The organism is Pseudomonas sp. RAC1 (assembly GCF_030658255.1).
Lineage (GTDB): Bacteria > Pseudomonadota > Gammaproteobacteria > Pseudomonadales > Pseudomonadaceae > Aquipseudomonas > Aquipseudomonas boreofloridensis.
This window is the reverse complement of the sequence record NZ_JAUTXS020000036.1, coordinates 39747-62646: the sequence shown is the minus strand read 5'-3', so window position 1 is coordinate 62646 and position 22900 is coordinate 39747. Positions and strand designations below refer to the sequence as shown.

Annotated in this window: 16 protein-coding genes; 3 read left to right on the top strand and 13 right to left on the bottom strand. The window is 68.1% G+C overall.

All coding sequences use genetic code 11. The annotated features are described in order from the left end of the window. Positions 1-2 precede the first annotated feature (2 nt). The 9 genes from Q7C30_RS15280 to Q7C30_RS15240 form a co-directional block, all read right to left on the bottom strand. Positions 3-1652: a class I adenylate-forming enzyme family protein gene (locus Q7C30_RS15280; protein ID WP_039576171.1), complete on the bottom strand. Its 1650-nt coding sequence runs from the start codon at positions 1650-1652 to the stop codon at positions 3-5. Then, a complete protein-coding gene (locus tag Q7C30_RS15275; RefSeq protein WP_317872010.1) occupies positions 1649-3448 on the bottom strand; it encodes a CoA transferase in 1800 nt (599 codons plus the stop codon). Before Q7C30_RS15275 ends, Q7C30_RS15280 begins: the two co-directional genes overlap by 4 nt. Before the next feature lie 70 nt (positions 3449-3518). Continuing rightward, positions 3519-3791, bottom strand: a complete 273-nt coding sequence (locus Q7C30_RS15270) for a MoaD/ThiS family protein (protein WP_116887774.1) — start codon at positions 3789-3791, stop codon at positions 3519-3521. Between the two features lie 43 nt (positions 3792-3834). Further along, positions 3835-4245: a M67 family metallopeptidase gene (locus tag Q7C30_RS15265; RefSeq protein WP_295484858.1), complete on the bottom strand. Its 411-nt coding sequence runs from the start codon at positions 4243-4245 to the stop codon at positions 3835-3837. Positions 4246-4255: 10 nt separating this feature from the next. Continuing rightward, positions 4256-5428: a molybdopterin-synthase adenylyltransferase MoeB gene (gene moeB / locus Q7C30_RS15260; RefSeq protein WP_029613679.1), complete on the bottom strand. Its 1173-nt coding sequence runs from the start codon at positions 5426-5428 to the stop codon at positions 4256-4258. A gap of 183 nt (positions 5429-5611) precedes the next feature. Then, positions 5612-8131: an aminotransferase class III-fold pyridoxal phosphate-dependent enzyme gene (locus Q7C30_RS15255; RefSeq protein ID WP_317872009.1), complete on the bottom strand. Its 2520-nt coding sequence runs from the start codon at positions 8129-8131 to the stop codon at positions 5612-5614. Continuing rightward, a complete protein-coding gene (locus Q7C30_RS15250; RefSeq protein WP_317872008.1) occupies positions 8131-10500 on the bottom strand; it encodes a thiamine pyrophosphate-binding protein in 2370 nt (789 codons plus the stop codon). Before Q7C30_RS15250 ends, Q7C30_RS15255 begins: the two co-directional genes overlap by 1 nt. Next, the gene (locus Q7C30_RS15245; RefSeq protein ID WP_317872007.1) at positions 10497-11777 is read right to left on the bottom strand and encodes an MFS transporter; all 1281 of its coding nucleotides are present in this window, start codon (positions 11775-11777) and stop codon (positions 10497-10499) included. Before Q7C30_RS15245 ends, Q7C30_RS15250 begins: the two co-directional genes overlap by 4 nt. A 4-nt stretch (positions 11778-11781) precedes the next feature. Next, on the bottom strand, positions 11782-12846 hold the full coding sequence (locus tag Q7C30_RS15240) for a methyltransferase domain-containing protein (RefSeq protein WP_317872006.1): 1065 nt from the start codon (positions 12844-12846) through the stop codon (positions 11782-11784). 182 nt (positions 12847-13028) lie between these two features. On the opposite strand from Q7C30_RS15240, the gene Q7C30_RS15235 reads away from it, so the two are divergent. Continuing rightward, on the top strand, positions 13029-13991 hold the full coding sequence (locus Q7C30_RS15235; protein WP_116887780.1) for an AraC family transcriptional regulator: 963 nt from the start codon (positions 13029-13031) through the stop codon (positions 13989-13991). Positions 13992-14115: 124 nt separating this feature from the next. Here the strand turns inward: Q7C30_RS15235 and Q7C30_RS15230 are convergent, their stop codons facing one another. Further along, positions 14116-16104 (bottom strand): TonB-dependent receptor, encoded by a 1989-nt coding sequence (locus Q7C30_RS15230; protein WP_317872005.1) that lies wholly within the window; start codon positions 16102-16104, stop codon positions 14116-14118. A 195-nt stretch (positions 16105-16299) separates the two neighbouring features. Between Q7C30_RS15230 and Q7C30_RS15225 the strand changes: the two genes are divergently transcribed. Continuing rightward, positions 16300-17175: a carboxylate/amino acid/amine transporter gene (locus Q7C30_RS15225; protein ID WP_039576182.1), complete on the top strand. Its 876-nt coding sequence runs from the start codon at positions 16300-16302 to the stop codon at positions 17173-17175. Here the strand turns inward: Q7C30_RS15225 and Q7C30_RS15220 are convergent. The 3 genes from Q7C30_RS15220 to Q7C30_RS15210 are packed head-to-tail and all read right to left on the bottom strand — an operon-like array spanning position 17126 to position 21807. Further along, positions 17126-20221 carry an efflux RND transporter permease subunit gene (locus tag Q7C30_RS15220; protein ID WP_317872004.1) on the bottom strand — a complete coding sequence of 1032 codons (3096 nt, stop codon included), beginning with the start codon at positions 20219-20221 and terminating at the stop codon, positions 17126-17128. The genes Q7C30_RS15225 and Q7C30_RS15220 overlap by 50 nt on opposite strands. Then, on the bottom strand, positions 20208-21314 hold the full coding sequence (locus Q7C30_RS15215) for an efflux RND transporter periplasmic adaptor subunit (RefSeq protein ID WP_317872003.1): 1107 nt from the start codon (positions 21312-21314) through the stop codon (positions 20208-20210). The genes Q7C30_RS15220 and Q7C30_RS15215 overlap by 14 nt, the downstream gene beginning before the upstream one ends. 7 nt (positions 21315-21321) lie before the next feature. Further along, positions 21322-21807, bottom strand: coding sequence for a DMT family transporter (locus tag Q7C30_RS15210; protein ID WP_317872002.1), 486 nt, complete (start codon positions 21805-21807; stop codon positions 21322-21324). A 95-nt stretch (positions 21808-21902) separates the two neighbouring features. Here Q7C30_RS15210 and Q7C30_RS15205 point away from each other — a divergent pair, with 95 nt between their 5' ends. Beyond that, positions 21903-22811, top strand: coding sequence for a LysR family transcriptional regulator (locus Q7C30_RS15205; protein ID WP_029612363.1), 909 nt, complete (start codon positions 21903-21905; stop codon positions 22809-22811). The last annotated feature ends 89 nt before the right edge of the window (positions 22812-22900 follow it).

Below are 22900 nucleotides of genomic sequence, written 5' to 3'. Positions count from 1 at the left end.
GCTCAGCCCACCTGCCGCACGGGCTCGGCCAGGCCGGCAGCGTCGGCGGCCAGGGCGCGTTTGTCGACCTTGCCGGCCGGCGTCAGCGGCAGGTGGCGGTAGAAGCGCAGGTACTCCGGCAGCTTGTTCACCTCCAGGCCCTGTTCGCGCAGGAACCCGGTGATGTCCTGCAGGGCGAAGCGCTGCGCGCCTTCGCGCAGGGTCACGCACAGGCACACGCGCTGGCCCAGGTCCGGGTCGGGCACCGGCACGCAGGCGACGCTGACCACGTCCGGGTGCGCCATGGCCAGCCCTTCGATCTGCACCGGGCTGATGTTGGCGCCGCCGCGAATGATGATGTCTTTCTTGCGCCCGGCCAGTTTCAGGTAGCCCGCCGGATCGATGAAGCCCAGGTCGCCCGTGCGCACCCAGCCCTCGGCGTCGCGGTAGCGCTCGTCCAGCTCCGGCGCGTTGACGTACTGCATGGGGCTCAGTGGCCCGCGCGCGGTGATTTCGCCGACGCTGCCAGGCGGCACCTCGCGGCCCAGGTCATCGACGATGCGGATCTCGCACACCGCCGGATTGGGTTTGCCGACGCTGCCCAGCACCACCTCCAGCGGGTCGTCCAGGGTGTTGTGGCAGTTCACCCCGTCGGCCGAGCCGTAGAGGCTGATGAAGCCGCAGCCGAAGGCCTCGGTGCAGCGCAGCACGGTGGCCTCGTCGATCACCGAACCGCCGCAGATCAGCCCGCGCAGGCTGGACCTGTCGATCTCGGCCAGGGCCGGGTCGGCGGCGATGCGCTGGAGCATGGTCGGCACGCCGAGAATGAAGCTCGGGCGCAGGCGTTCGATGGCCTTGATCGCCTCGCTCACCTCGAAGCGCGGCAGCACCACCAGCGAGCCGCCCAGCCAGCTGAGCACGCCGAAGGTGGCCGTGGAGCCGAACGAAGAGCCCAGCGGCACCAGGTACAGGCCCCGGAACTCGGCGCCGTCGTCGCTGATGCGTTGCAGGAAGCGACCGCGTCCGCCGATCAGCGCGTTGTGCGAGTAGGCTACCAGTTTCGGCTCCGACTCGGTGCCCGAGGACACCAGCAGGCGCACCGGCGAATCCGGGCACACCCGAGGCAGGCTGGTGCTGTCGATGGGCGTGTGCTCGAACAGTGCGTCGAGGGTCGACCAGCCCGCGCGTGGCGCGCCGTCGACGATCAGAAAGCGCAGCGACAACAGGGTCGGGCGCAGCGACTCGATCACCTCGCACAGGTCGATGTCGGCGTACTGCGCCGGCACGATCACCGCCCGCGCATCGCAGCGGCGCACCAGGGCCTGGATGTCCAGCTTGCCGCGCCCCGGCGGGAAGGGCGCGACGATGGCGCCCAGTGCTGCCACCGCCAGGTCGATGGCGCAGCAGCGCCAACTGTTGCTCAACTGGTAGGCCACCACGTCGCCCGCGACGATTCCCGACTGGCGCAGACTGCCGGCCAGGCGCAGGGCCGCGCCGAGCAGTTCGGCGTAGCTGACGTGGCCCTCCGGCGACAGCACCGCGGGTTTGTCCGGCGTCTCGCCGGCGCGCTCGCGGAACAGGTCGAACACATCGCGGTTCGGGTAGCTGCCGTCTTCGCGCCAACGACGACGGGCGTTCTGGGGTACCAGGTCAATGATGCCGGCGGTGTTCATGTGAAACTCCACGGTGATTGAACGGATCGGTAGGTGCGCTGGCCGAAGCAGTCGGCCAGGCAAGGGTCGTTGGCCAACGCGGCCAGGTCTTGATGCACGCGGCTGGCGGGAATCCCGGCCTGTTGGCAGCGTCGTTGCCAGTGTTCGGCATCGGCGCTGGCCAGGCGCCGTGGCAGGTCCTGGGCCTCGCAGGGGGCGCCGAGCAACTGGTCGAGGGCGCGTCGCTGGGCGCGGGTCTGGCAGTCCACCGCCAGCAGGCCGTGGCCGGTCTCGAACACGCCTTGCAGCAGGCTGGGTGGGTTGGCGCTGTCGCTGGCCAGCAGCAGGTCGGCGGCGCCGAGCAGGGTGCTCTGCACCTGGCTGCCGCGTGCGTGCAGGCAGCGGTCGAGCAGGGCGGCGCAGACGCCTTGGGCGCTGATCACCCCGCCCAGCACATCGAGTGCGGTGAACAAGGTGCCGCCGCGCGAGCCACTGGCGCGGGCGATGCGTTCGGCCACGCCAGACCAGGCCTGTACGGTGAAGTCGGTGCCCGGCGCCTGCACGCCAGCGTCGCCCCAGCCGCCGGCATAGGCATGCACCAGCGACGGGTGCCGCGCGTGCAGGTCGGCGGCGTCCAGGCCGAGCTCGGCGGCCTTGCCCGGCGCCCAGTTATGCAGGAACACGTCGGCCTCGGCGCACAGCGCGTCGATTTCGGCGCGGCCGGCGGCGGACTTGATGTCCACCTCGCGCACCGACTTCAAGTGATTGAGCGCATCGAAGCGCACCGAGCAGCCGTCGGCGCACGGCGGCATATTGCGTAGCGGATCCCCGCCCGGCGGCTCCAGGCGAATGACCTCGGCGCCGAGCAGCGCCAGCAGGTGGCCGGCCAGCGGGCCTTGGATGCGCCGGCACGACTCCAGCACGCGAATGCCCTGTAACGGCAGCGCGCCGGGCACGCTGGTGGACCGTGCCTGCGCTTGCGGCCCGGGCGTCAGGCGCCAGGGGCTGGACAGGCTGGCACGGTAGTCGGCGTCGGCTTGGCGTTGCGCCGGGCTGCGCAGGGGCACCAGCGCCACACCGCTGGCCTGCGCCTGGGCCTGGATCCGCGCCAACGGCAGGGCGGCCAGTGCGTCCAGGCACTCGGCGGGCATCGCTGCCACGGCCCTGGCATAGCGCAGCAGAAAGTGCTGCCAGGCTTTGCCTGCAAGGCTGTCGCTGATACCGAGCGCGCGCCAGAAGTGCCGCCACGGTTGGCTGTCGAGGGTTTCCAGTTCGAAGGCCGCGCCCTCCAGCGACACGAACGGCGGCCGGGCGAAGGCATCGTCCTGGCCGGGCAGCAAGCGCTCGGCGTCCTCCGGCGCGGTGGCGCCCGCCAGGTACTGGCCGATGCTCAACAGCGCGCCGCGCGCAGGGTCCAGGGTGACGCTGTGGAAACGGCCGCCGCGCAGTTGGCCGACGGCGGCGGCCAGCGTGGCTTGCCAGGCCAGCGCTGCGTTCAGGCTGGCCAGGTAGTTCACCCCCAGTGCCTGCGCTCGGCCACTGGCGCGACCATGCACCGACATCAGGCCGCAGGCGGCCTGCAGGGTGAATTCGCTGGTCAGTTCCAAGGGCAGTGCAGTCGGCATCGCCAAGTGCGTGTGCAGCGGTTGCAGATCGGGGTGCAGCAGGTGCAGTGCCGGCCCTTCGGCCAAGCCGTCGAGCGAACGCAGGCCAAGGCACTCGCCGTGCTGCTGCAGGGCGCGGCTCAGGCCCTGCCAGGCAGGCAGGGAGGGGCCGCTGCGCCAGCGCAGGCTGGCGTCATCGAGGATACGGGGCATGGGCGGATCTCGCGGACAGGGGACGGGCGAGCAGGCTTCGCGGGCGTACCCGCGAAGGGCTGGAGGGGCTTCAGCCGCCAGCGACGGCCGGCAGCACGGTCAGCTGGTCGCCCGGACGGGTCGCCGTGGCCAGCCCGTCGGCGAAGCGGATGTCGTCATCGTTGACGTAGATGTTGACGAAGCGGTGCACCTGGTCATCGTTGACCAGCCGCGCCTTGATGCCGGGGAAGCGGCTGTCCAGGTGCTCGATGATGTGGCGCACCGTGTCGCCCTCGGCCTGAACCTGTTTCTGCCCTTCGGTGAGCGGGCGCAGCAGGGTGGGAACCATCACTGAAACCGACATGCGAATCTCCTTCTTTGCGTGTGGGGCCGCCGTGGCGGCCGGTTCATGGCTGGACGGACAGCGGTTCCTCGAACACCCGCCCGTCGATGATGCGAAAGCTGCGCGCCGCATGCCGGGCCTCGGCCCAGGTCGAGACGATCAGGTAATGCACCTGGCCGTCGCTGGCATGGGCGATGTCCTCGCGGCTGGGCCAGGCTTCGCTGGCGGTGTGCGAGTGGTAGATCACCCGGCAGTCCTCGTCGCGCTGGTCCAGCTCGCGCCAGACCTGCAGTTGCTCGCGCGGATCGAAGCTGAACCAGGTCGGGCTGGCCGCCTGGTTGCGCAGCGGCACCACGCGCTGGGCCAAGGCCTGGCCACTGGCGGCGGCGATCAGGCCGCAGGCTTCGATCGGATGCGCGGCGCGGGCCAGGCGCTGAACCTCGGCCAGCGCCTGGGCGCTGATGCGCAGAACCATGTGGCTGTCCTCAATAGCTCGGCAGGGCCGGCTCGACGTCACGCACCCAGGCCAGCACGCCGCCTTCCAGGTCGCGCACCTTGCCGTGGCCCAGGCGTTGCAGGTCGCCGGCCACCGCGCGCGAGCGCATGCCTGACTTGCAGGTGATCACCAGGTCGGTGTCGTGGCCGTAGCGCTCGACGATCTGCGCCGCCACCTGCTCGGACTTGGGCATGAGCACGGCGCCGTCGATGCGCACGATGTCCCATTCGGTCGGCTCGCGGACATCGATGATCACCGGCGCGCGCCCGGCGTCCTGCAGCGACTTGAGCTGCACCGCGCTGATCGCCGGCACCCGCGGTGCGTCGCTGGCCGCCGGCCGGTTCAGGCCGCACAGCGCCTGGTAGTCGCCCAGGGCGGTGACCGCCTGGCGTTGCGGCAGGCGCCGCAGGGGCAGTTGGCGATAGCTCATCTGCAGCGCGTCGTAGACCATCAGGCGGCCCAGCAGCGGTTCGCCGATGCCGGTCAGCAGCTTGATCGCCTCGGTGGCCATGATCGAGGCGATGGCCGCGCAGAGTACGCCGAGCACGCCGCCTTCGGCGCACGAGGGCGCCAGTTCCGGCGGTGGCGGCTCGGGGTACAGGTCGCGGTAGTTGAGGCCGCGACCGTCGGGTGCGTTTTCCCAGAACACCGAGGCCTGGCCTTCGAAGCGGAAGATCGAGCCCCAGACGTAGGGCTTGTCGGCCAGGATGCAGGCGTCGTTGACCAGGTAGCGGGTGGCGAAGTTGTCGGTGCCGTCGAGGATCAGGTCGTAGCCGCTGAACAGCTCCACGGCCATGTCCGCTTCCAGGCGCTCGGTGTGGGTGCGCACCTTCACCAGTGGGTTGAGGCGGGCGATGGCCTGGCGTGCGCTTTCCACCTTGAGCTCGCCCAGGTTGTCGACGGTGTGGATCACTTGGCGTTGCAGGTTGGACACATCGACCCGGTCGAAGTCGATCACGCCCAATGTGCCGATGCCGGCCGCGGCGAGGTAGAGCAGGGTCGGCGAGCCCAGGCCGCCGGCACCGATGACCAGCACCTTGGCGTTCTTCAGACGACGCTGGCCGATGACGCCGATGTCGGGAATCAGCAGGTGGCGGCTGTAGCGGTTCACTTCTTCGCGGCTGAGCTCGGCAGCGGGCTCGACCAGAGGCGGTAGGGTCATATCGCTTTCTTCCATTCAGTAGATACGAACTGGAACCATTTTCAATTGCGGCGACCGTCGATTCAATCCGTTGGTCGGGCCGATTCGTATGGCAAAGCGCGGGAAAACTATGGGGTTCGGTGGGCGGTGCTGCTGGGTAGGGTTGGGGGCTGCTGCGCAGCCCCGAATGCCTCACCCAAGGCCTTACGACTGGAACGTCGCCAAGTCCTCGCACACGGCGGCGAACGCGGCGAGGAAGTGGTCGGCCTCCTCGCGGCTGAGCACCAGCGGGGGCTGGATGCGCATCACCCGGTTGTTGTTGGCGGTGACGAAGGTGAGCACGCCGTGCTCCTGGGACAGCTTGGTCATGAAGCGCAGCACGAACATGTCCTCCAGGCTCTGCTCCACCGCCTCGGCGGCCGCTTCGAGATGCGCGCGGGCCGCGCCGGAGAGCATGCGGTAGGTGGCCATGGCCTGGCCGGGGATGCGTCCGGCCAGTTCCTTGACCAACGCCTGCACGCCGCCCTGCAGATCCTGCTGGAACTCGATGGCCAGCATCAGCCCGCGGCCACGCACCGCCACCAGGAACGGATAGCGCTCCACCAGGTGCTGCAAGCCGGCCTGCAGGTGGGCGCCGATCTCGGCAGCATTGGCGGTCAGGTCGTCCTGCTCCAGCACGTCCAGCGCGGCCAGGGCGGCGGCGGCGGCGAAGTTGCCGCCGCCGAAGGTCGAGGTGTGCAGGGCGAAGCGGTCGATGTCGCCGTAGGCCCGCTGCCACACCGCCTCGCGCGACAGCGTGGCGCCAATCGGCACCAGCCCGCCGGACAGCGACTTGGACAGCACCAGGATGTCCGGCGCGGTGTCGTCCCACTGGCAGGCGAACAGCTTGCCGGTACGGCCCAGGCCGGTCTGGATCTCGTCGAGGATCCACAGGCAGCCGAATTCGTCGCACAGCGCGCGGACCCCGGCCAGGTAGCCCGGCGGGGGCAGAATCACGCCGCCTTCGCCCTGGATTGGCTCGACGATGAAGGCGGCCACATCGCCGCGTTCCAGGCGTGTGCGCAGCGCCTGGAGGTCGCCGAACGGCAGGCTTTCACAGCGCGGCAGCAGCGGCTCGAACGGCGTACGGTGCTTGGCCCGGCCGGTCACCGACAGCGCGCCGAGGGTCTTGCCGTGGTAGCCGTTGTCGCAGTACAGCACGCAGCGTTTGTCGCTGGCCGCCAGCGCCAGCTTGAGCGCGGCCTCCACCGCTTCGGTGCCGGAGTTGCTGAAGAACACCCGATTCAGCTCGCCCGGCGCCAGGGCCGCGAGGCGCTTGGCCAACAGGCTGGCGTGCAGCGGCGCCGACAGGTACTGGATGAAGGTGGGGAACTGCGCCTGCAGGTAGCCTTGCAGGGCCTGGCTGATGGCCGGGTGGTTGTGCCCGGTGTTGAGGCAGCCGTAGCCAGCGACGAAATCCAGGAAACGTCGCCCGTCCAGGTCGGTGAGCCAGCAGCCCTCGCCATGGCTGAACACCCGCTCGATATGGTTGAACTGGTAGAACTCGCGCAGCACCGGGTTGATGTGATCGGCGAAGCTGTTCAGCACTTCGCGGCGCAGGGCCAGCGGTTCCTCGTGCGCATCGCGGGCTTGCAAGGTGCGGCGTGGGTGGTGGTGGCGGTGCAGGCGGTCGAACGCCTCGCTGCCGAGCACCTCGCCTTCGCAGGTCATCGGCGAGGGGCTGAAACCATGGCGCTCGGCGATGCGGCCGATCTCCAGCACCTTGTCCACCGGCAGCTCGCGGCCCAGGGAGAACGGTTCGGCGCGGCCTTCCAGGGCCAGGATCATGGTTTCGGCCAGGCAGCCATTGAGGCTGCGCTTGGGCTCCAGGCCCAGGCTGCGCAGGCCCAGGTGCACGGCGGGGCTGGCCGAGACCAGGCCGGCGTCCACCAGCAGGATGTCGCGGCGCTGGTGGTCCACGGCCATCACGTCCTTGGGCAGCGCGGCGTCCAGCACCACCGAGCCCGGCAGCAAGCGACGCGGGTCGATCAGGCCGCCGCTGGAGGTGGCGGCGACGTAGAAGCGCACCTGGGCGTAACAGTCTTCGAGGTTGTCGTGCAGGCTGACCTGAGCGTGGTACTGGCTGGGCAGGTATTCGAGATTCGCCTGGGCTTGCTGGGCATTGCCCCGGTGCACCAGGCGCAAGCGGCAGCCCTGTTCGACCAGCAAGCGCGCCACCGCCAGGGCGATGGAGCCGGGATAGCCGAGCACGGCCACCTCGGCGTCCTGGGCGGCGATGCCCAGCAACCTGAGGCTGTCCATCAGGTTGGCATAGGCGGCGAAGGCGGTCAGCGAGTTGCCGGTGGTCACGGCCACATCAGCCTGCTCCAGGGTGGCCACGCCACGGTTGCCGACGATCGCGGTGAAGCCGCCCAGGCCCACCAGTTCGGCGCCTTCGGCCTTGAGCGCGGCCACGCCCTGGAGCACGCGCTCGGCGATGGCCCGTGGCTGGCGCAGCATCTGCTCGGCGGTCAGCGGCATGAACTGCAGCATCCCCGAGCACTCGGCGCCACAGGCGCTGACGATGCGGCCGAAGTCGATGAACGGCACCAGGTTGCGGCGCTGCCAGCGTTCGCGCTGGTAGCCCCAGGCCTGTTCTTCCAGGGTGCGGTCGAGCAGGTCGACCAGTTTGACCTGGTGCAGCAGGCCGGTGGAGGTGGGGTGGGCAATGAATCCGAATTTCATCAGCAGTTTTCCATGTTCAGGCGGCTCCAGGCCGTTTCCGAGACCAGGCTCAAGCCATCGCCCTCGGAGTTGTGGCCGAGCCAGACGTCGAAGAAGTTGAGGCGTCCCGGCGCGCTCAGCGCCTGGCGCAGGGTGTCGGGGCAGAAGTGCAGCAGGCGTGCGCGGCAGATGCTGATCGGGCCGAAGGCGCGCTCCTGCCACAGCGGCCCGTCGGCCAGGGGCACGTTGACCTGGCTGGCGCCGTGGCAGGCGTAGCGCTTGTCCAGGTAGGTCTGGATCATCGACAGCACACCGTTGGCCAGGTACATCACCGTGACGTTGCGCTGGGCGCCATCGGCGGCGCTGGCCAGGCTCATGGCCAGGCGCTGCTCGATGTCTGGCACCAGCGCGCGGGCGCCGTCGCCGATGAAGGCCAGCACATGCCGGCCGTCGTTGCGGGCGATGTACGGCAGCGACACCAGCGCATCGCCCATCAGTGCCCGGCCGTACCAGCCGGAAAAACCGGCGTCGGTACGCGGCAGGTTGCGCAGCGCCGAGAGGCTGCAGCGGCCGACGTCGAAGACGCCGGTATAACGGTAGCCGTCGCGCTCGATCATCTCGCCGAGCAGTTGGCCGAGGCGGTGAAAGAAGAAGTTGGGCGTCATCGGCAGGGTTTCGATCTGATCGCTGGGCAGCACTTCGCGGGTGCGTTGCAGGCGCTGCAAGCGTTCGCGGCGCGCCTTGAGCAGCGTCGGCGGGACGGCCAGGCGCGGTTCGAGGTAGTCGAGCACGGTGTCCAGGTCGAGAGTGACCGGCAACTCGCAGAACGGCGCGATGTGCTCGGCTTGGCGGTTGATCTGCACGATGTGGAACAGGCGTTGCAGACGGCCTTCGGAGTAGGGCGTGGCCGACTGGTCGATCTTGCTTTTGACGAACACCAGCCAGGGCTTGTCCGGCGTGTCCTCGGGCTGTTCCAGAAAGGCATGCACACGGCGGCTGAAGCCGTACATGGACAGCGGACCGAGGTAGTTGGCCACCGGTTCCTGGTCCTGGTAGGCGCACACGCTGCCGGGGGCGACGAGGCTGTCGGCCAGGGCGATGCCGCTGCGCCGGGCCAGCTCGACCACGCGCTGGCGCTCGCGGGCGTCGAGCCGGCCACATTGCCAGAGCACGCGCGAAGGGGCGTGGTTGAGCACCTCCAGCAGTTGTTCGAGGCTGGCCTGCTGCTGCGTGCTCAGGCCCTGGGCGGCGGGTTCGGCGGGCGCGGGTGGCGCGGGCTGATCCACCGCCGCGCGCGACTCCAGCACCGCCTGGGTGGCGAACAGGAAGGTCGGTGCCGGGCGCTGCGCCAGGGCCGCGAAGGCCTGTTCGACACAGGCCGGGGCTTCGTCGGGACGGCGTATGAAGCGCTGCCACAGGCCACGGGCGGCGATCACCTGATGGCCGTCGTTGTCCGCGTCCAGGCTGCCCTGGAAGGCAAACCACACCGATTCGGGCGAGTCGGCGCAGATCACCAGGCCCGGCGCACCGGCGCGCTTGAGATTGGCCAGGGTGCCGCGCATCTCGTCGAGCATCCCCGAGGTCATCACGATCACATAGGCGCGCTGGTACAACTGCCAGCCGGCCAGGGCGCTGACCGCCAGGGCGTGCTCGTTGCAGGCGCTGTGGAAACCGCAGGCGGTGGGCCGCAGCAGCTCGCCGAGCGAGTCGAGAAAGCCGGCGACCATGGAGCCGGTGAAGAAATGGCAGTCCCAGGCCTGGCCCCAGCGTTGGGTCATGCGCTGCTGGATGTCGCGGGCCAGCGCCACCGGCTCGCTGGTCTGCAGTGTGGTGCGGGCCAGCAGGCGGTTGCAGTAGGCGTGTTCCAGGTGGTCGACGAACAGGCGCAGCAGGTCGGCGCGGCGCAGGGCCGGGTCGGGGTGGGGCACGCGCAGCAGGCGGTTGCCACCCAGCCGTTCGAGCCAATGCTGCAGGTGCTGCGGGTCGCACAACAGCACGGCGCTGCTGGGCGAGCGCCGGGCCTCGGGTTGGGCGTCGAGCAGCGCGTGCAGCGGGTCGTGTGCGGGTTGCTGGGACAGATGGCGGGTGTCGAGCAGCACGTGGTCGCATGGGCAGGCCGAGGGCAGCGCGGCGTGGGCCTGGGCGAGGTCGTCGAAGGCCAGCAGTTCCAGCGCCAGGGCGCCTTCGCCGGCTTGCTGGCGCAGGTACGCCTCGGCCTGGCCCGCCACCTGGCGGTACAGGCTGTCCAGGTGCGCGTCCGGCCAATGCTGGCTGGCCAACGGGGTCTCGTGGCCCAACCAGTGGTTGAGCCGGTCGAGCACGGCGCTGACATCGGCCCGCAGCGCGGGGTCGCGGCTGATCAGGCAGATGCCGTAGCGGTGTGGCTTCATGGTTTGCCCTCCAGAGCGATGGCGGTGACACCGGGGGCGGCGTCATCGGGGGTGTGCAGCAAGGCGTCGGTGCTGCGGGCGATGCTGTGGCGCACCCGCCAGGCCAGCAGCAGGGCCAGCAGCAATCCGCCGCACAGGCTGGCGAGCAGGCCGCCGTAGCCCAGGCGGTCGAGCAGCAGGCCGGCGAGCACCGGCGCTGCCAGGCGGGTGATGACGAACAGGCTCGATTGCAGGCCGTAGTCGCTGGCGCTGCGCTGCTGGCGGCTGTAGAACAGGGTCAGGCCGAACATCAAGGCCGACACGGCGCCCATGCCCACGGCCAGCAGCAGTGCGCCGGCGATCAGCCACGCCGTACCCAGCCGCAGCCATACCGCCAGGCCCAGCACCAGCAGGGCGAGCAGGGCGCTCGACAGGTACAGGACGATGGCCCGCGCGGTGCCCAGCACGCCGATCAGCCGACCGCCGAGCAGGCTGGCCAGCGCACCGAGGGCGCCACCGGCGATGCCGACCACCCAGGCCACCTGTTCCAGGGCCAGGCCTTGGTCGAGCAGCAGTGGCTTGAGGTACAGCCAGGCCGCGCCGATGAACGGAAATGCGCTGAGCAGCAGCCAGGTCCACTGGCGCGCGGCCGGTTGGCTGAAGAAACTCGCCCAGTCGGTCATCACCCCGGGCGCCGCCGAGGGCTGCGCGGGCGCGCTGGGCAAGCGTCGTCCGACCCATAGCAGCACCAGCACGCCGAGCCCCAGCGCCGTGCCCATGATCGCGAACGGCGCCTGCCAGCCCAGGCGCGCCTGCACCAGCAGCATCGCGCCGCCGCCGACGATGGCACCGACGAACAGCGCGGCGGCGCGAATGCTGCCGGCGCGCACCTGCTCGCGGCGCGGCAGCCAGTGCACGGCCAGGGCATTGAGCGGGATGTCCATCCAGGTGGCGATGAGGCTGATGGCGAACGTCATGGCGAACAGTGCCAGGCGCTGGTCGATGAGGTTGTCGCGGGCGATCAGCGCGTACAGCCCGATCAGCGCCACGCTCAGCACCAGCAGCCAGCGTTGCAGGGGGGCACGGCCCAGGCGCACGCGCTGGACCGGCACCGCCAGCAGGAACTTGAACACCGCTGGCAGCCCGGCCAGTTGGAACAGCCCGATCTCGGTGCCGCTCCAGCCGTATTGGCGCATCACCAGTGGCAGGCCGAACATCAGGTAGATGCTCGGCACCGCCAGGGCCAGGTTGAGCCAGCCGAACAGCAGTTGCAGCGCAGTGAGGCGGGCGCGGGTCATGGCATCACTCCTTGGCCTTGCGGGCGATCACGGCGGTGACCGGCGTGACCGGGTAGCGGACCCCGTCGATCTGCTCCACGCCGCACCAACCGTGGTCCCGGAGCTGGCCCGCCAGTTCGCCTTCGGCCAGCACGTGGCGGCCCTGCAGGCGCATGTGCAGGTAGTACGGCAGCACCTGCGCGGCGGCCGCGCGGGCCTGGGGCACTTCGGCCTGGCAGCACACCAGCAGCCCGCCGGGGGCCAGGGCGGCGTGCAGGCGCTGCAAGGTGGCCGGCAGGTCGCGGACGAAGTGCAGCACCGAGGAACACCAGATCAGGTCGTAGCCGCGGCCGATGTCATCGCTGTCGAGGTCGCCGCCCTGCGCATGCAGGCGAGCGCTGAGGCCCGCTGCGTCGATGTTGTGCGCGGCCACCGCAGCCGTTTGCGGGTACTCGAACACGGTGCCACTGAGCGCCGGCAACTGCCGGGCCAGGGCGATGGCCACCAGGCCGGGACCGCCGCCGAGGTCGAGCAAGCGGCGCAGGCGCGGGTATTCCGGCAGGCTGGCCAGCAACGCGCAGGCGCTGTCGCAAGTGACCGCGCGCTGCTCCTGGGCGATCTGCAGACGGGCGGCATTGGCCCAGGCCTGGTCGAGCTGGACGCTGGTCGGCGTGCGCCGGGGCAGGCCATTGCGCAGGTAGTCGTCGAGTTGCGCGCCGGTCTCGCGCAGCACGCGGTGGCGGAACATCAGCGCATCGCCGCAGTAGCTGGCGCCGTCGCTGCGCAGGTGACGGTCGGCCAGCGGGCGGTTGCGGTAGTGCGCGGGGTGCTGGGTATCGCGCTCGAGCAGGCCTTGGCTCCACAGCAGTTCGAGGAAGTAGCCGGTGCTGTCGGCGTGCCAGTCCAGGTGCTGTGCCAACTGGGTGGCGGGCTTGAACTGTTGAAGGTGGTCGAACAGGCCGTGCTCCAGGGCCAGGTGCAGGGCATCGGCGCCCAGGCCACCCAGTTGCAGGTCCCAACTGGGCTGCAGCGGATGGGCGGTGGTGAGGTCCAGGGGCGCCGGGTGAGGGCGGGGGGCGTGTCGGGTCACGTTAACGTCCTGTCGTGGGCTGACCCGCGCCTTTGGGCAGGTCACGGGTCTGAAACGAAACGGGGCATGGCCGAATCGGCGGAAAGGATGGTATATATTAAATGAGAATCATTCACGTAAAGTATGCGAGCCGGAGCCGTTTCTATGCGGCGCGATGGCCGCCGACCCTCAGGGATGTCTTGATGAACACGACCAATGCCGTTTCCCGCCTGGGCCTGGATCAACCCCGCCACCGTTCGGTGAGCAGCGACGGGCGTCTGCGCCTGCAACTGGACGAGACCTACGGGCAGTGCCACACCGACCTGCTGCAACTGGAGCAGGGGCTGTCCCTGGGCCGACTGCACTACCACCCCACGCGCACGCTGGTGGAAGAGACCTGTGGTCCGCACGACGGCCATGTGATGGTGGTCACCGTGGGCTTGCAGGGAAAATCCGGCTTCATCGGCCAGGACGGCAGCACCCTGGCCTTCGAGGCCGGGCACACCACCATCACCGCCTTTCGGGCCACGCCGGGCGAGCGGCGCTACCAGGCCAACGAGACCGCTTCGCAACTGCGCGTGGTGATCGACCATGCCACGTTGTGCAAGTACGTCGGCGAGGCACGGGCGACCGAGGTGCTGGGCAGCGGGCGCCTGCATCGCCTGGATTTTCGCCGCAGCTCCCAGGCCGCCCAGGCCCATGCCGCCGCACTGGTGCGCTACCTGCAACCGGGCGGGCTGGACCCGGCCCATCGCCTGGACCTGCACATCCACACCCTCAGCCTGCTGGCCGAGCAGTTCAACCTGCTGGCACCGCAGCAGAGCAGCACGTCGGCGCTGAGCACCTGTGACATCCAGCGCATCGAGCGCGCACGCAACCTGCTGTGCGAGCAACTGGACAAGCCGCTGACCGTGGATTACCTGGCCACGGCGGTTGGCATGAACGAGCACAAGCTCAAGGAAGGCTTCCGCTACCTGTTCGATACCACCCCGGCGCGTATGCTGCTGGAGCTGCGCATGCGCAAGGCCATGACCCTGCTGGAAGCCGGGCAGCAGGTGGCGCAGGCGGCGTGGCAGGTGGGGTACAAGTACCCGAACAATTTCACCGTGGCGTTCACGCGCTATTTCGGGCGCTCGCCAAAGTCGATTTTCGGCAAGAAGCGCTGAGGGATCGGCGGGCAGCGGCCCGAGCTATTCAGCTTTGCCGCCGCCCTGGCCGGGAGCGCTGTGCGGTCCAATCGCGACACAAGGCCGCTCCCGTTGCTAAGCGGTGTGGGGATAGTCACGGGCCCTACAACTCGAAGCTGAGCCTCACGCCCACTTCGCGCGGCGGGCTGTAGACGGTCACCGCGCCGTTGAGCAGGCCCTGCGCGTCATAGCGCTTGTCCATCAGGTTGTCGACATAGGCGCTGACCGTGTACTGGCCAAACCGATACCCACCGCTCACGTCCACCAGCCCGTAACCGGGACGCTGGTAGCGATTGGCTGCATCCAGGTAGATCTTGCCCACGGCGCTCAGGCCACCTTGCACGTACCAGCCGCCATCGGCGTCGTAACGCAAGCCCAGGTGGCCGGTGAGGTCCGGGGCGAAGGGGTTGCGGTGGTCCTTGTAGTCGTTGAGCCCCTCGCTGAAACGCTCGAAGCGCGTGCGGTTCAGGCCCAGCGCGGCGGTCAGCGTCCAGCGCTCGCCAAGCAGGTATTCCAGGTCCAGGTCCAGTCCGGTGGAGGTGGCCGACGCCGCGTTGGTGATGTACACCAGCCCCTGTTGCACCAACTGCTGCACCTGCATGTCGCGCACCTGCATGTGGTACAGCGCTGCCGAGTAGCGCAGGCGCTGATCGACGCTCAGGCCTTTGACGCCGATTTCGTAGCTGTTCACCCGCTCCGGGTCGTAGGCGGGGTTGCCGGCGTTGCTGGCGAAGGCGTTGAAGCCGCCGGCGCGCATGCCCTGGGTGTAGCTCAGGTACACCTGGGCGTCCTCGCTAAGGGCGTATTGCAGCGCGACCTTGGGCGTGAAATGTTGCCAACTGTCCGACTGGTTGCGGTTGCTGGCCGGATCGATCCAGGCGCGGGCGTATTCGTAGCGCCCACCCAAGGTCAGCGACCACGCCTCGGACAGCGGCTGCAGCCACTGCCCGAAGACGGCGGCGGTGTTGCCGCCCAGGTCGGCCTGGGTGCGGGTCAGCGCCATCGGCAGTTTCTGCTGGTAGTCCAGGCTGTGATCCTCGCGGTCGGCATACAGCCCCAGCAGCCAGCGGCTGTGCCCTTGCTCGCCGCTCAGGCGCAGTTCCTGGCTGAGGGTCTCGAAGTGGTAGTCGCGGGCCAGGTGCATGAGGTCGCGGGGCTGGAAGTCGGTGTCCTGGCGCAGGCGGTCGTCGAACACGCTGCGCGCGGTGATCGAACGCAGCTCGACCGTGTCGGACAGGGCGCGGCGCAGGTCCAGCGACCAGGTGTCGCCGCTGGAATGGTTGCGTCCGGCCAGCCCGGCATTCACCGCCCGGTCGCGACCCTGGCGGCTGCCCCACTGCGAGGCCTCGTCACGGTATTTCAGGGCGCTGTAGCGCAGGGTCGCGTCGGTGAATTCATCCGGCGTCCAGCGTAGGGTCAGACGCCCGCTCTGGCGCTCGCGGTCGTCGGCCTTGCCGCCGGCGAAATCGTCGTCCAGGTAGCCGTCCTGGCGCGTCCACTGGCCGGCCACGCCGCCGTACAGCGTGCCCTCGATCAGCGCCGTGCTCAGGTCGGCGCTGACGGTGCGCTTGTCGCGGCTGCCCAGGGTGGTGTCCAGCCGCGCGTAGTCGGCGGCGTCCGGCTGGCGGGTGAATACGCTGAGCACCCCGGCTTCGGCGTTGCGTCCGTACAGCGCCGACTGCGGTCCGCGCAGGATCTCCACGCGCTCGACGCCGACCAGGTCGTTGTCGAAGCCTTGCCCGCGCAACACCGGTACGCCGTCCACCAGCATCAGCAGCGAGTTGGAAAAGGCCGTGGCGTTCGAAGTGAGGCCGCGCACCACCGGCAACTGCGTGCCGGACTGGCCGAACGGCTGGAAGGTGAAGCCGGGTGTGCGCCGCACCAGTTGCTCGAGCGACTGCACCGGCGTGCTCTGCAGCGTCGTGGCGTCGATCACCGAGAGGCTGGCCGGCAGGCGCTCGCGCGACTGCTCCAGTTTGTCGCTGACCACCACGGTGTCTTCCAGCATCACCCGTTCGAGCGCGCTTGCCGGCATCGCTCCGCCTGCGGCCACCAGCCCGCCGAACACGCCCCCCAGCCATCCCCTCGTCATCTCTGCTCCCCGTGCCTGCAAGACGCACCCCGAACGGGCGCGCGACGGACGGCATTGTAGCTTGCTATCGAGAATCATTTGCATCGGTGCACCTATGCGCAAGCGCTAGATTCCTATGCGCTGCGGCCCTGCGCGACGGTTGCCCGCACCGACACTAACGGCTAAGGTCGCCGCCTTGATTCACGAGAGGCAACCATGGGCTACCTGATTATCGTCGCGCTGATCCAGGCGTTTTCCTTCAGCCTGATCGGCGAGTACCTGGCCGGGCATGTCGACAGCTACTTCGCCGTGCTGGCGCGCGTGCTGCTGGCCGGTCTGGTGTTCCTGCCACTGACCCGCTGGCGTCAGGTCGAGCCGCGTTTTCTGCGTTCGATGCTGCTGATCGGCGCACTGCAATACGGCATTACCTACGTCTGCCTGTACCTGAGTTTCCGCGTGCTGAGCGTGCCGGAGGTGCTGCTGTTCACCATCCTCACGCCGCTGCACGTGACCTTGATCGAAGACGCCTTGAACCGCCGCTTCAACGCCTGGGCACTGCTCGCGGCGCTGGTGGCCGTGGCCGGTGCGGCGGTGATCCGCTTCGACCGCATCAGCGGCGAGTTCTTCGGCGGCTTCCTGCTGCTGCAACTGGCCAACTTCACCTACGCCGCTGGCCAGGTGCTGTACCGTCACCTGATCGCCCGGCACCCGAGCGATCTGCCGCACTACCGGCGCTTCGGCTATTTCTACCTGGGTGCGCTGATGGTGGTGCTGCCGGCGTTCCTGGCGTTCGGCAATACCCAGCGCCTGCCGAGCACCGACGTGCAATGGCTGGTGTTGCTGTTCCTTGGCCTGTGCCCCACGGCGCTGGGGCTGTACTGGTGGAACAAGGGCGCCTGCCTGGTCTCCGGCGGTACCCTGGCGGTGATGAACAACCTGCACGTGCCGGTGGGGCTGCTGCTGAACCTGCTGATCTGGAACCAGCACGAACCGCTGGGGCGCTTGTTCATCGGCGGCGCGGTGATCCTGGCGTCGGTGTGGCTCAGTCGCCTGGGCGAGCGCCGTGCCCCGTCGCTGGCGGGCAAGGGCTAGGCGCGGCGAGCGCGGGCTGAGCCTTCACCCGGCGCGCTGGCAGCAAGGCATAGAGCGCCGGCAGCACGAACAGGGTGAACAGCGTGCCGATGAGCATGCCCCAGACCATCACCATGCCCAGCGAATGCCGGCTGTTGGCACCGGCGCCGCTGGCCAGCAGCAGCGGCAGCGAACCGAAGACCATGGCGGCGGTGGTCATGATGATCGGCCGCAGGCGGATCTTCGCTGCGGTTTCGATGGCGCTGATCCGGTCCAGACGCTCGCGTACCTGCAGTTCGTTGGCGAATTCGATCATCAGGATGCCGTGTTTGCTGATCAGTCCGATCAAGGTCACCAGCCCGATCTGCGTGTAGATGTTGACCGTGGCGAAGCCCATCGCCAGCGGGATCAGCGCGCCGAGCAAGGACAGCGGCACGGTCACCAGGATGATCAGCGGGTCGAGCATGCTCTCGAACTGCGCGGCCAGCAGCAGGTAGATCACGATGATCGCCATGACGAAGGCCAGCGCCAGCGAACTGCCTTCCTGCACGTACTGGCGGCTTTCACCGGACCAGTCGATGCTGTAGCCGTCCGGCAGGCTCGCCGCTTCGCGTTGCAGGAAGGCGATGCAGTCGCCCAGGCTCACGCCCGCCGCCGGGACGGCTTGCAGGGTGATCGCATTCTGCTGGTTGAACTGCTTGAGGGTGTTCGGTTTGGTGGTGGTCTCGGCGCGCACCACGGCCGACAGCGGCACCAGCTCGCCACTGCGGCTGCGCACGTACTGTTGGCCCAGCGCCTCGATCGTCGAGCGGGCGCCCTGGGTGCTCTGGGCAATCACGTCGTAGGAGCGGCCCTGCAACGCGAAGCGGGTGGTGTAGCCCTCGGCCAGGAAGGTTTCCAGTGAATCGCCGATGGCCTGCATGGAGATGCCCAGGGCATTGGCCCGGTCGCGGTCGACATGCAGATCGACGTTGGGGCTGTCGAACTCGATGTCGCTGTCCAGGGTGGCGAACAGGCCACTGTCCCGGGCCTTGCGCTTGAGGCTGCCCATGGCGTTGTACACATCCTCGAAATCGGCGCTGGCGCGCAGGATCATCTGCACCGGCAGGCCGCCGGTGGAGCCGGGCAGGGGGGGCAGTTGAAAGGCGAAGAGGCTGGTGCCCTGGATGTCGCCGACACGCGCTTGCAGATCGCCCTGGATCGTGGCCGCCGTGCGTGAGCGCTCATCCCACCGGCTCAGGTTGACACCGGCGAAGCCGTTGGCCGGACCGTCGGTGCCGTTGATGATCCAGCGGCTGATCACCTCGGGGATGTCCTTGAATGCGTCGTCCAGTTCGGCGGCGTAGCGCTCGCTGTACGCCAGGTTGGCGTACTGCGGCGCCTTGATCACCGTGAGGATCGAGGCCTGGTCTTCGGACGGCGCCAGTTCGTGCTGCGCGTGCAGGTACAGCAGCGGCAACGCCAGCAGAATCAGCACACTGCCCAGCACCACGGCCCAGCGCAGGCGCTGCACCTGGACCAGCACCCGCGCGTAGTACTGCTGCGCTTCGCTGAACAGGGCGTCGGAAAAGGTGGCGGTGCGGCTGGGCGAATGGGCTTTCATCAGCGTCGCGGCCAGCACCGGTGACAGGCTCAACGCCACCACGCCAGAGATGATCACCGCGCCCGCCAGGCTCAGCGCGAACTCTTTGAACAGCGCGCCGGTGAGCCCACCGATGAAGGCGATGGGCGAATACACCGCCGCCAGGGTCAGGGTCATGGTGATCACCGGCACGGCGATTTCCCGGGCGCCGAGCAGCGCCGCCTGCCAGGGCGAGGCTCCGTCGTCGATGTGCCGGTGCACGTTCTCCACCACCACGATGGCGTCGTCTACCACCAGGCCGATGGCCAGGACCATGGCCAGCAATGTCAGCAGGTTGAGGCTGAAGCCGAAGGCGAACATCAGCGCCGCCGCGCCCAGCAGCGACAGCGGAATGGTGACCAGCGGGATGATCACCGTGCGCAGCGAGCCCAGGCACAGGAAGATCACCACCGCGACGATCAGCGAGGCTTCCACCAGGGTGCGGGTGACCTCGTCGATCGAGGCCTTGATGAACAACGCGGTCTCGAAGGCGATGTCCGCCTCGACGCCGGGCGGCAGGGTCTTCTTGATCGCCGGCAGCAAGTTGTTGATCTGCTCGACGATGGTCAGCGGGTTGCCGGCGGGCGCGGCGAACAGGCCCAGGTGCACGGCCGGTTTGCCGTCCATCAGCGCGCTGGTTTCGCGGCTGGCGGCGGCCAACTCGACGGTGCCGATGTCCTTGACCTTGATCAGTTCGTTGCCGGCGCTGCGCAGGGTCATGTCCTGGAATTGCGCGATGCTCTTGAGGTCGGTGTCGACCTGGATGTTGGTGACTGTCAGGTCATCCTTGAGGTTGCCGGGGGCGGTCTGCACGTTTTCCGCGCGCAGGGCCTGGGCCACCTCTGCGGCGGTGATGTTGCGCGCGGCCAGGCGCGACGGATCCAGCCACAGGCGCATCGCCAACTGCTGGCCGCCGAAGGTCTGGATCTTGGCCACGCCGTCGATGCCGGACAGGCTGGGGATCACTTCCCGGGACAGGTAGTCGGTCAACTGCGCCAGCGACAGGGTGGTGGTGGAAAAGCCCACGTAGGCGACCGCCGTGGAGTCGCCAGCCGACTGTTCGATGACCGGGTCATAGGCTTTCTCCGGCAGCTTGTACTTGACCTGGCTGACCTTGGCGATCACGTCGGACAGCGCTTTGGTGGTGTCCGCGCCGAGCTTGAGCCGCACCTGCACCGTGCTCAGGCCCTGCTTGGTGGAGGAGCTGATGTAGTCGGCGCCCTCGATGGTGGCGCTGGCCTGGGCGATCGGCTGGGTGACGAAACCTTGCATCAGCTCGGCGGAGGCGCCGGGGTATTCGGTGGTCACCGTCACCGTGGCGCTGTCGAGCAGCGGGTACTGACGCACCGGCAGGTTGTTGAGGGCCAGCAGGCCGGCGAGGACCAGGAAGGCATTGACCACCAGGGCGAGGATCGGCCGGCGCAGAAACAGATCAGTGAAGTGCATGGGCCGCTCCTTGCCGGGCTGCTTGAACCGGGGCAGGGCTGGGCACGGGTTGGACGTCCTGCCCGTCGCTCAGGCGGTTCTGCCCGACCTCCACCACTTCGTCACCGGGCTCGAGGCCTTCGGCGATCACCCGCCAACCCTCGCTGCGGGCACCGGTCTTCACGGCGACCCGATGCACCTGGGCGCGCTGCTCGTGGCGGGTAATGCGGTACACCACGTCGCCGTAGGCGCTGCTGACGATGGCGGTGGTCGGCACCACCAGGGCGGGCGCGGCAGAGGCGCGCACCACGCGCACATCCGCCGACATGCCGGGCCTGAGCGCGGGGGGCGCCTCGGTCAGGATCGCCTGCACGCGGGTCATGCGTGTGCTGTCGAGCAACGGATCGAGGGTGGTGATGCGCGCGGAGTAGGTCTGATCGGGCAAGGCGCTGAAACTCAGCAGCACCGCCTGGCCCTGATGGACCTGGGCGCTGGCGTGTTCATCGAGGGAGAAATTCACCCGCAGTTCGCTGAGGTCGATCAGGCTGGCGAGGGTGTCTCCCGGGTTCACGTACTGGCCCACATGCACTTTGCGAATGCCGAGCTGGCCGGCGAAGGGCGCGGTGATGGTCTTCTGCGCGATCACCGCCTCGACTTTGGCCAGCATGGCCTTGGCCGCGTCCAGGTCCGCCTGGGCGTTGTCCAGGTCTTCCTTGGCCACTGCACCTGCCGGGATCAGTTGGCGGATGCGTTGCAGACGCTTTTGCGCCCTGGCGGCCAGTGCCCGCTGATGATCGGCTTCGGCCCGCTCCGGCGCGCTGTTGAGGGTCACCAGCCGCTGGCCTTTCTGAACCCTCTGGCCGGAATCGAAACTCAGCGCCTCGACTTTGCCGCCCACTTCCGCGCTGACCAGCACTTGTTCGCCCGCTTCCAGGCTGCCGATGCTGTCGAAATAACTGGGCAACTCTAGGGTCTTTGCCTGGACGGTTTGCACGTTGGTGGGCGCCGGCGCTTCGCCGCTGGCCTGCCGCGCCGTCGTGGTGTTTGGCATGGCGTACACCGCGATAACGATGACTAGCACTAGGCTGACGAATAGAGCAAGTTTCTTGCGCATGGGCAGATCATTCCTTGATCACACTTTCGCTGGACAATTGAATCAACAACACCCCGATGAAAATCATTGCCACACCCAGTATTCGGTACAGCGTGACCTGTTTGGTCGGCATCCCCATCAAGCCGAAATGGTCGATGATGAGCGAGGTGAGCAATTGGCCGCCAATGACGCAGGCCATGAAACTGGTCGTCCCCATGCGCGGCGATAACAACAACGCGGCGGTGATGTAGATCACCCCGGCAATGCCCCCCACCCAGGCCCACAACGGCAGGCTGTTGGCGGCACCGAGTTGAGGTGCGGGTGCACGCAGCGCCAGCAGTACCGGCGCAATGGCTATCAAACTGATGATCAGCGACACCACCGTGGCCCATAAGGGATGACCGACGGCGCGCCCCAACGCCGCATTGGCTGCGGCCTGGAACGGCACGACTGCGCCTGCGGCTATGGCTGCGCCGACAAGCATCGCGGTAGACATCGAAAGAGGAGTGGTCATTGGCTATCGCTTCATCAGTGGTTGTTTTGGACTTGATTTTGAAATATGAATAGAGGGAATGGAAATTCGTATAACCAACGGATGGTATTCAACGGATGAATAATCTTCGAAGTATCGACCTCAATCTTCTGGTGACCTTGCAGGCACTGTTGGTCGAAAAGCACATCACCCGCGCTGCCTCCCGTTTGCATAAAAGCCAACCTGCCGTGAGCCATGCCTTGGCGCACTTGCGCCGACTGTTCGATGACCCGTTGCTGATCCGCCGCGGCGGGCACCTGGAGTTGACGGCCAGGGCGACCGAACTGCTGCATCCGCTGAACGACGCGCTGGGACAGATCGGCACGCTGTTCGAGCCGCCGCAATTCGACCCGACCAAAGCCAAGCGCGTGTTCCGCCTGGCCATGTCCGATTACGGTTCGCGTGTGCTGTTGCCGGGGCTGACCCGGGCGTTCAGGGCCATGGCGCCGGGCGTGGAATTGCTGGTCAGTCAGGCCAGTCGGGAGTCGATGCTGGCCGATGTGCGAGAGAGCGAAGTGGACCTGGCGCTGGGGGTATTCCCTGGCAAACAGTCGGACGAATTGCGCCAGCACACCTTGTTTTCCGAAAGCTTCGTCTGCGTGGCGGACTCCTCCAGCATCCCCGAGAAAGGCATCGCCGACCTCGACGGTTGGCTGAAACGGCCCCATGTGCTGGTGGCCATGCGCGCCGGCAACGACAACGAGGTCGACCGCGCCCTGAGCAAGTTGGGCGTGCAACGCCAGATCAGCGTGGCGTTGCCGCACTGGAGCGTGGCCAGCGACCTGATCGCCGGCACCGACCTGATTCTGACCGTGGCGCGGCGAAGCCTGGACAGTGTCGAGCGCGACGGTCGGCTGCGCCTGTTCGAACCCCCGTTCGACATTCCCCAGTTCGACTTCAAGATGATCTGGCACCCGCGCCGCGAATCCGACACGGCGCATACGTGGTTGCGCCAGATGATCATGCGCGTGGCGAATGAGCAATGAACCCGGCGTGAATCAATTCAGCGTCAGCGGTTTTTATCTTTACAACTAACCCAATCCGACAGGCTCGCTCTACAGTCAGCTTTTTGCCC

What these genes read in the sequence shown, in the direction of transcription:
- Q7C30_RS15280 (WP_039576171.1), bottom strand. Translation starts at nt 1,652, where the DNA reads ATGAACACCGCCGGCATCATTGACCTGGTACCCCAGAACGCCCGTCGT.
- Q7C30_RS15275 (WP_317872010.1), bottom strand. Translation starts at nt 3,448, where the DNA reads ATGCCCCGTATCCTCGATGACGCCAGCCTGCGCTGGCGCAGCGGCCCC.
- Q7C30_RS15270 (WP_116887774.1), bottom strand. Translation starts at nt 3,791, where the DNA reads ATGTCGGTTTCAGTGATGGTTCCCACCCTGCTGCGCCCGCTCACCGAA.
- Q7C30_RS15265 (WP_295484858.1), bottom strand. Translation starts at nt 4,245, where the DNA reads ATGGTTCTGCGCATCAGCGCCCAGGCGCTGGCCGAGGTTCAGCGCCTG.
- moeB (WP_029613679.1), bottom strand. Translation starts at nt 5,428, where the DNA reads ATGACCCTACCGCCTCTGGTCGAGCCCGCTGCCGAGCTCAGCCGCGAA.
- Q7C30_RS15255 (WP_317872009.1), bottom strand. Translation starts at nt 8,131, where the DNA reads ATGAAATTCGGATTCATTGCCCACCCCACCTCCACCGGCCTGCTGCAC.
- Q7C30_RS15250 (WP_317872008.1), bottom strand. Translation starts at nt 10,500, where the DNA reads ATGAAGCCACACCGCTACGGCATCTGCCTGATCAGCCGCGACCCCGCG.
- Q7C30_RS15245 (WP_317872007.1), bottom strand. Translation starts at nt 11,777, where the DNA reads ATGACCCGCGCCCGCCTCACTGCGCTGCAACTGCTGTTCGGCTGGCTC.
- Q7C30_RS15235 (WP_116887780.1), top strand. Translation starts at nt 13,029, where the DNA reads ATGAACACGACCAATGCCGTTTCCCGCCTGGGCCTGGATCAACCCCGC.
- Q7C30_RS15230 (WP_317872005.1), bottom strand. Translation starts at nt 16,104, where the DNA reads ATGACGAGGGGATGGCTGGGGGGCGTGTTCGGCGGGCTGGTGGCCGCA.
- Q7C30_RS15225 (WP_039576182.1), top strand. Translation starts at nt 16,300, where the DNA reads ATGGGCTACCTGATTATCGTCGCGCTGATCCAGGCGTTTTCCTTCAGC.
- Q7C30_RS15220 (WP_317872004.1), bottom strand. Translation starts at nt 20,221, where the DNA reads ATGCACTTCACTGATCTGTTTCTGCGCCGGCCGATCCTCGCCCTGGTG.
- Q7C30_RS15215 (WP_317872003.1), bottom strand. Translation starts at nt 21,314, where the DNA reads ATGCGCAAGAAACTTGCTCTATTCGTCAGCCTAGTGCTAGTCATCGTT.
- Q7C30_RS15210 (WP_317872002.1), bottom strand. Translation starts at nt 21,807, where the DNA reads ATGACCACTCCTCTTTCGATGTCTACCGCGATGCTTGTCGGCGCAGCC.
- Q7C30_RS15205 (WP_029612363.1), top strand. Translation starts at nt 21,903, where the DNA reads ATGAATAATCTTCGAAGTATCGACCTCAATCTTCTGGTGACCTTGCAG.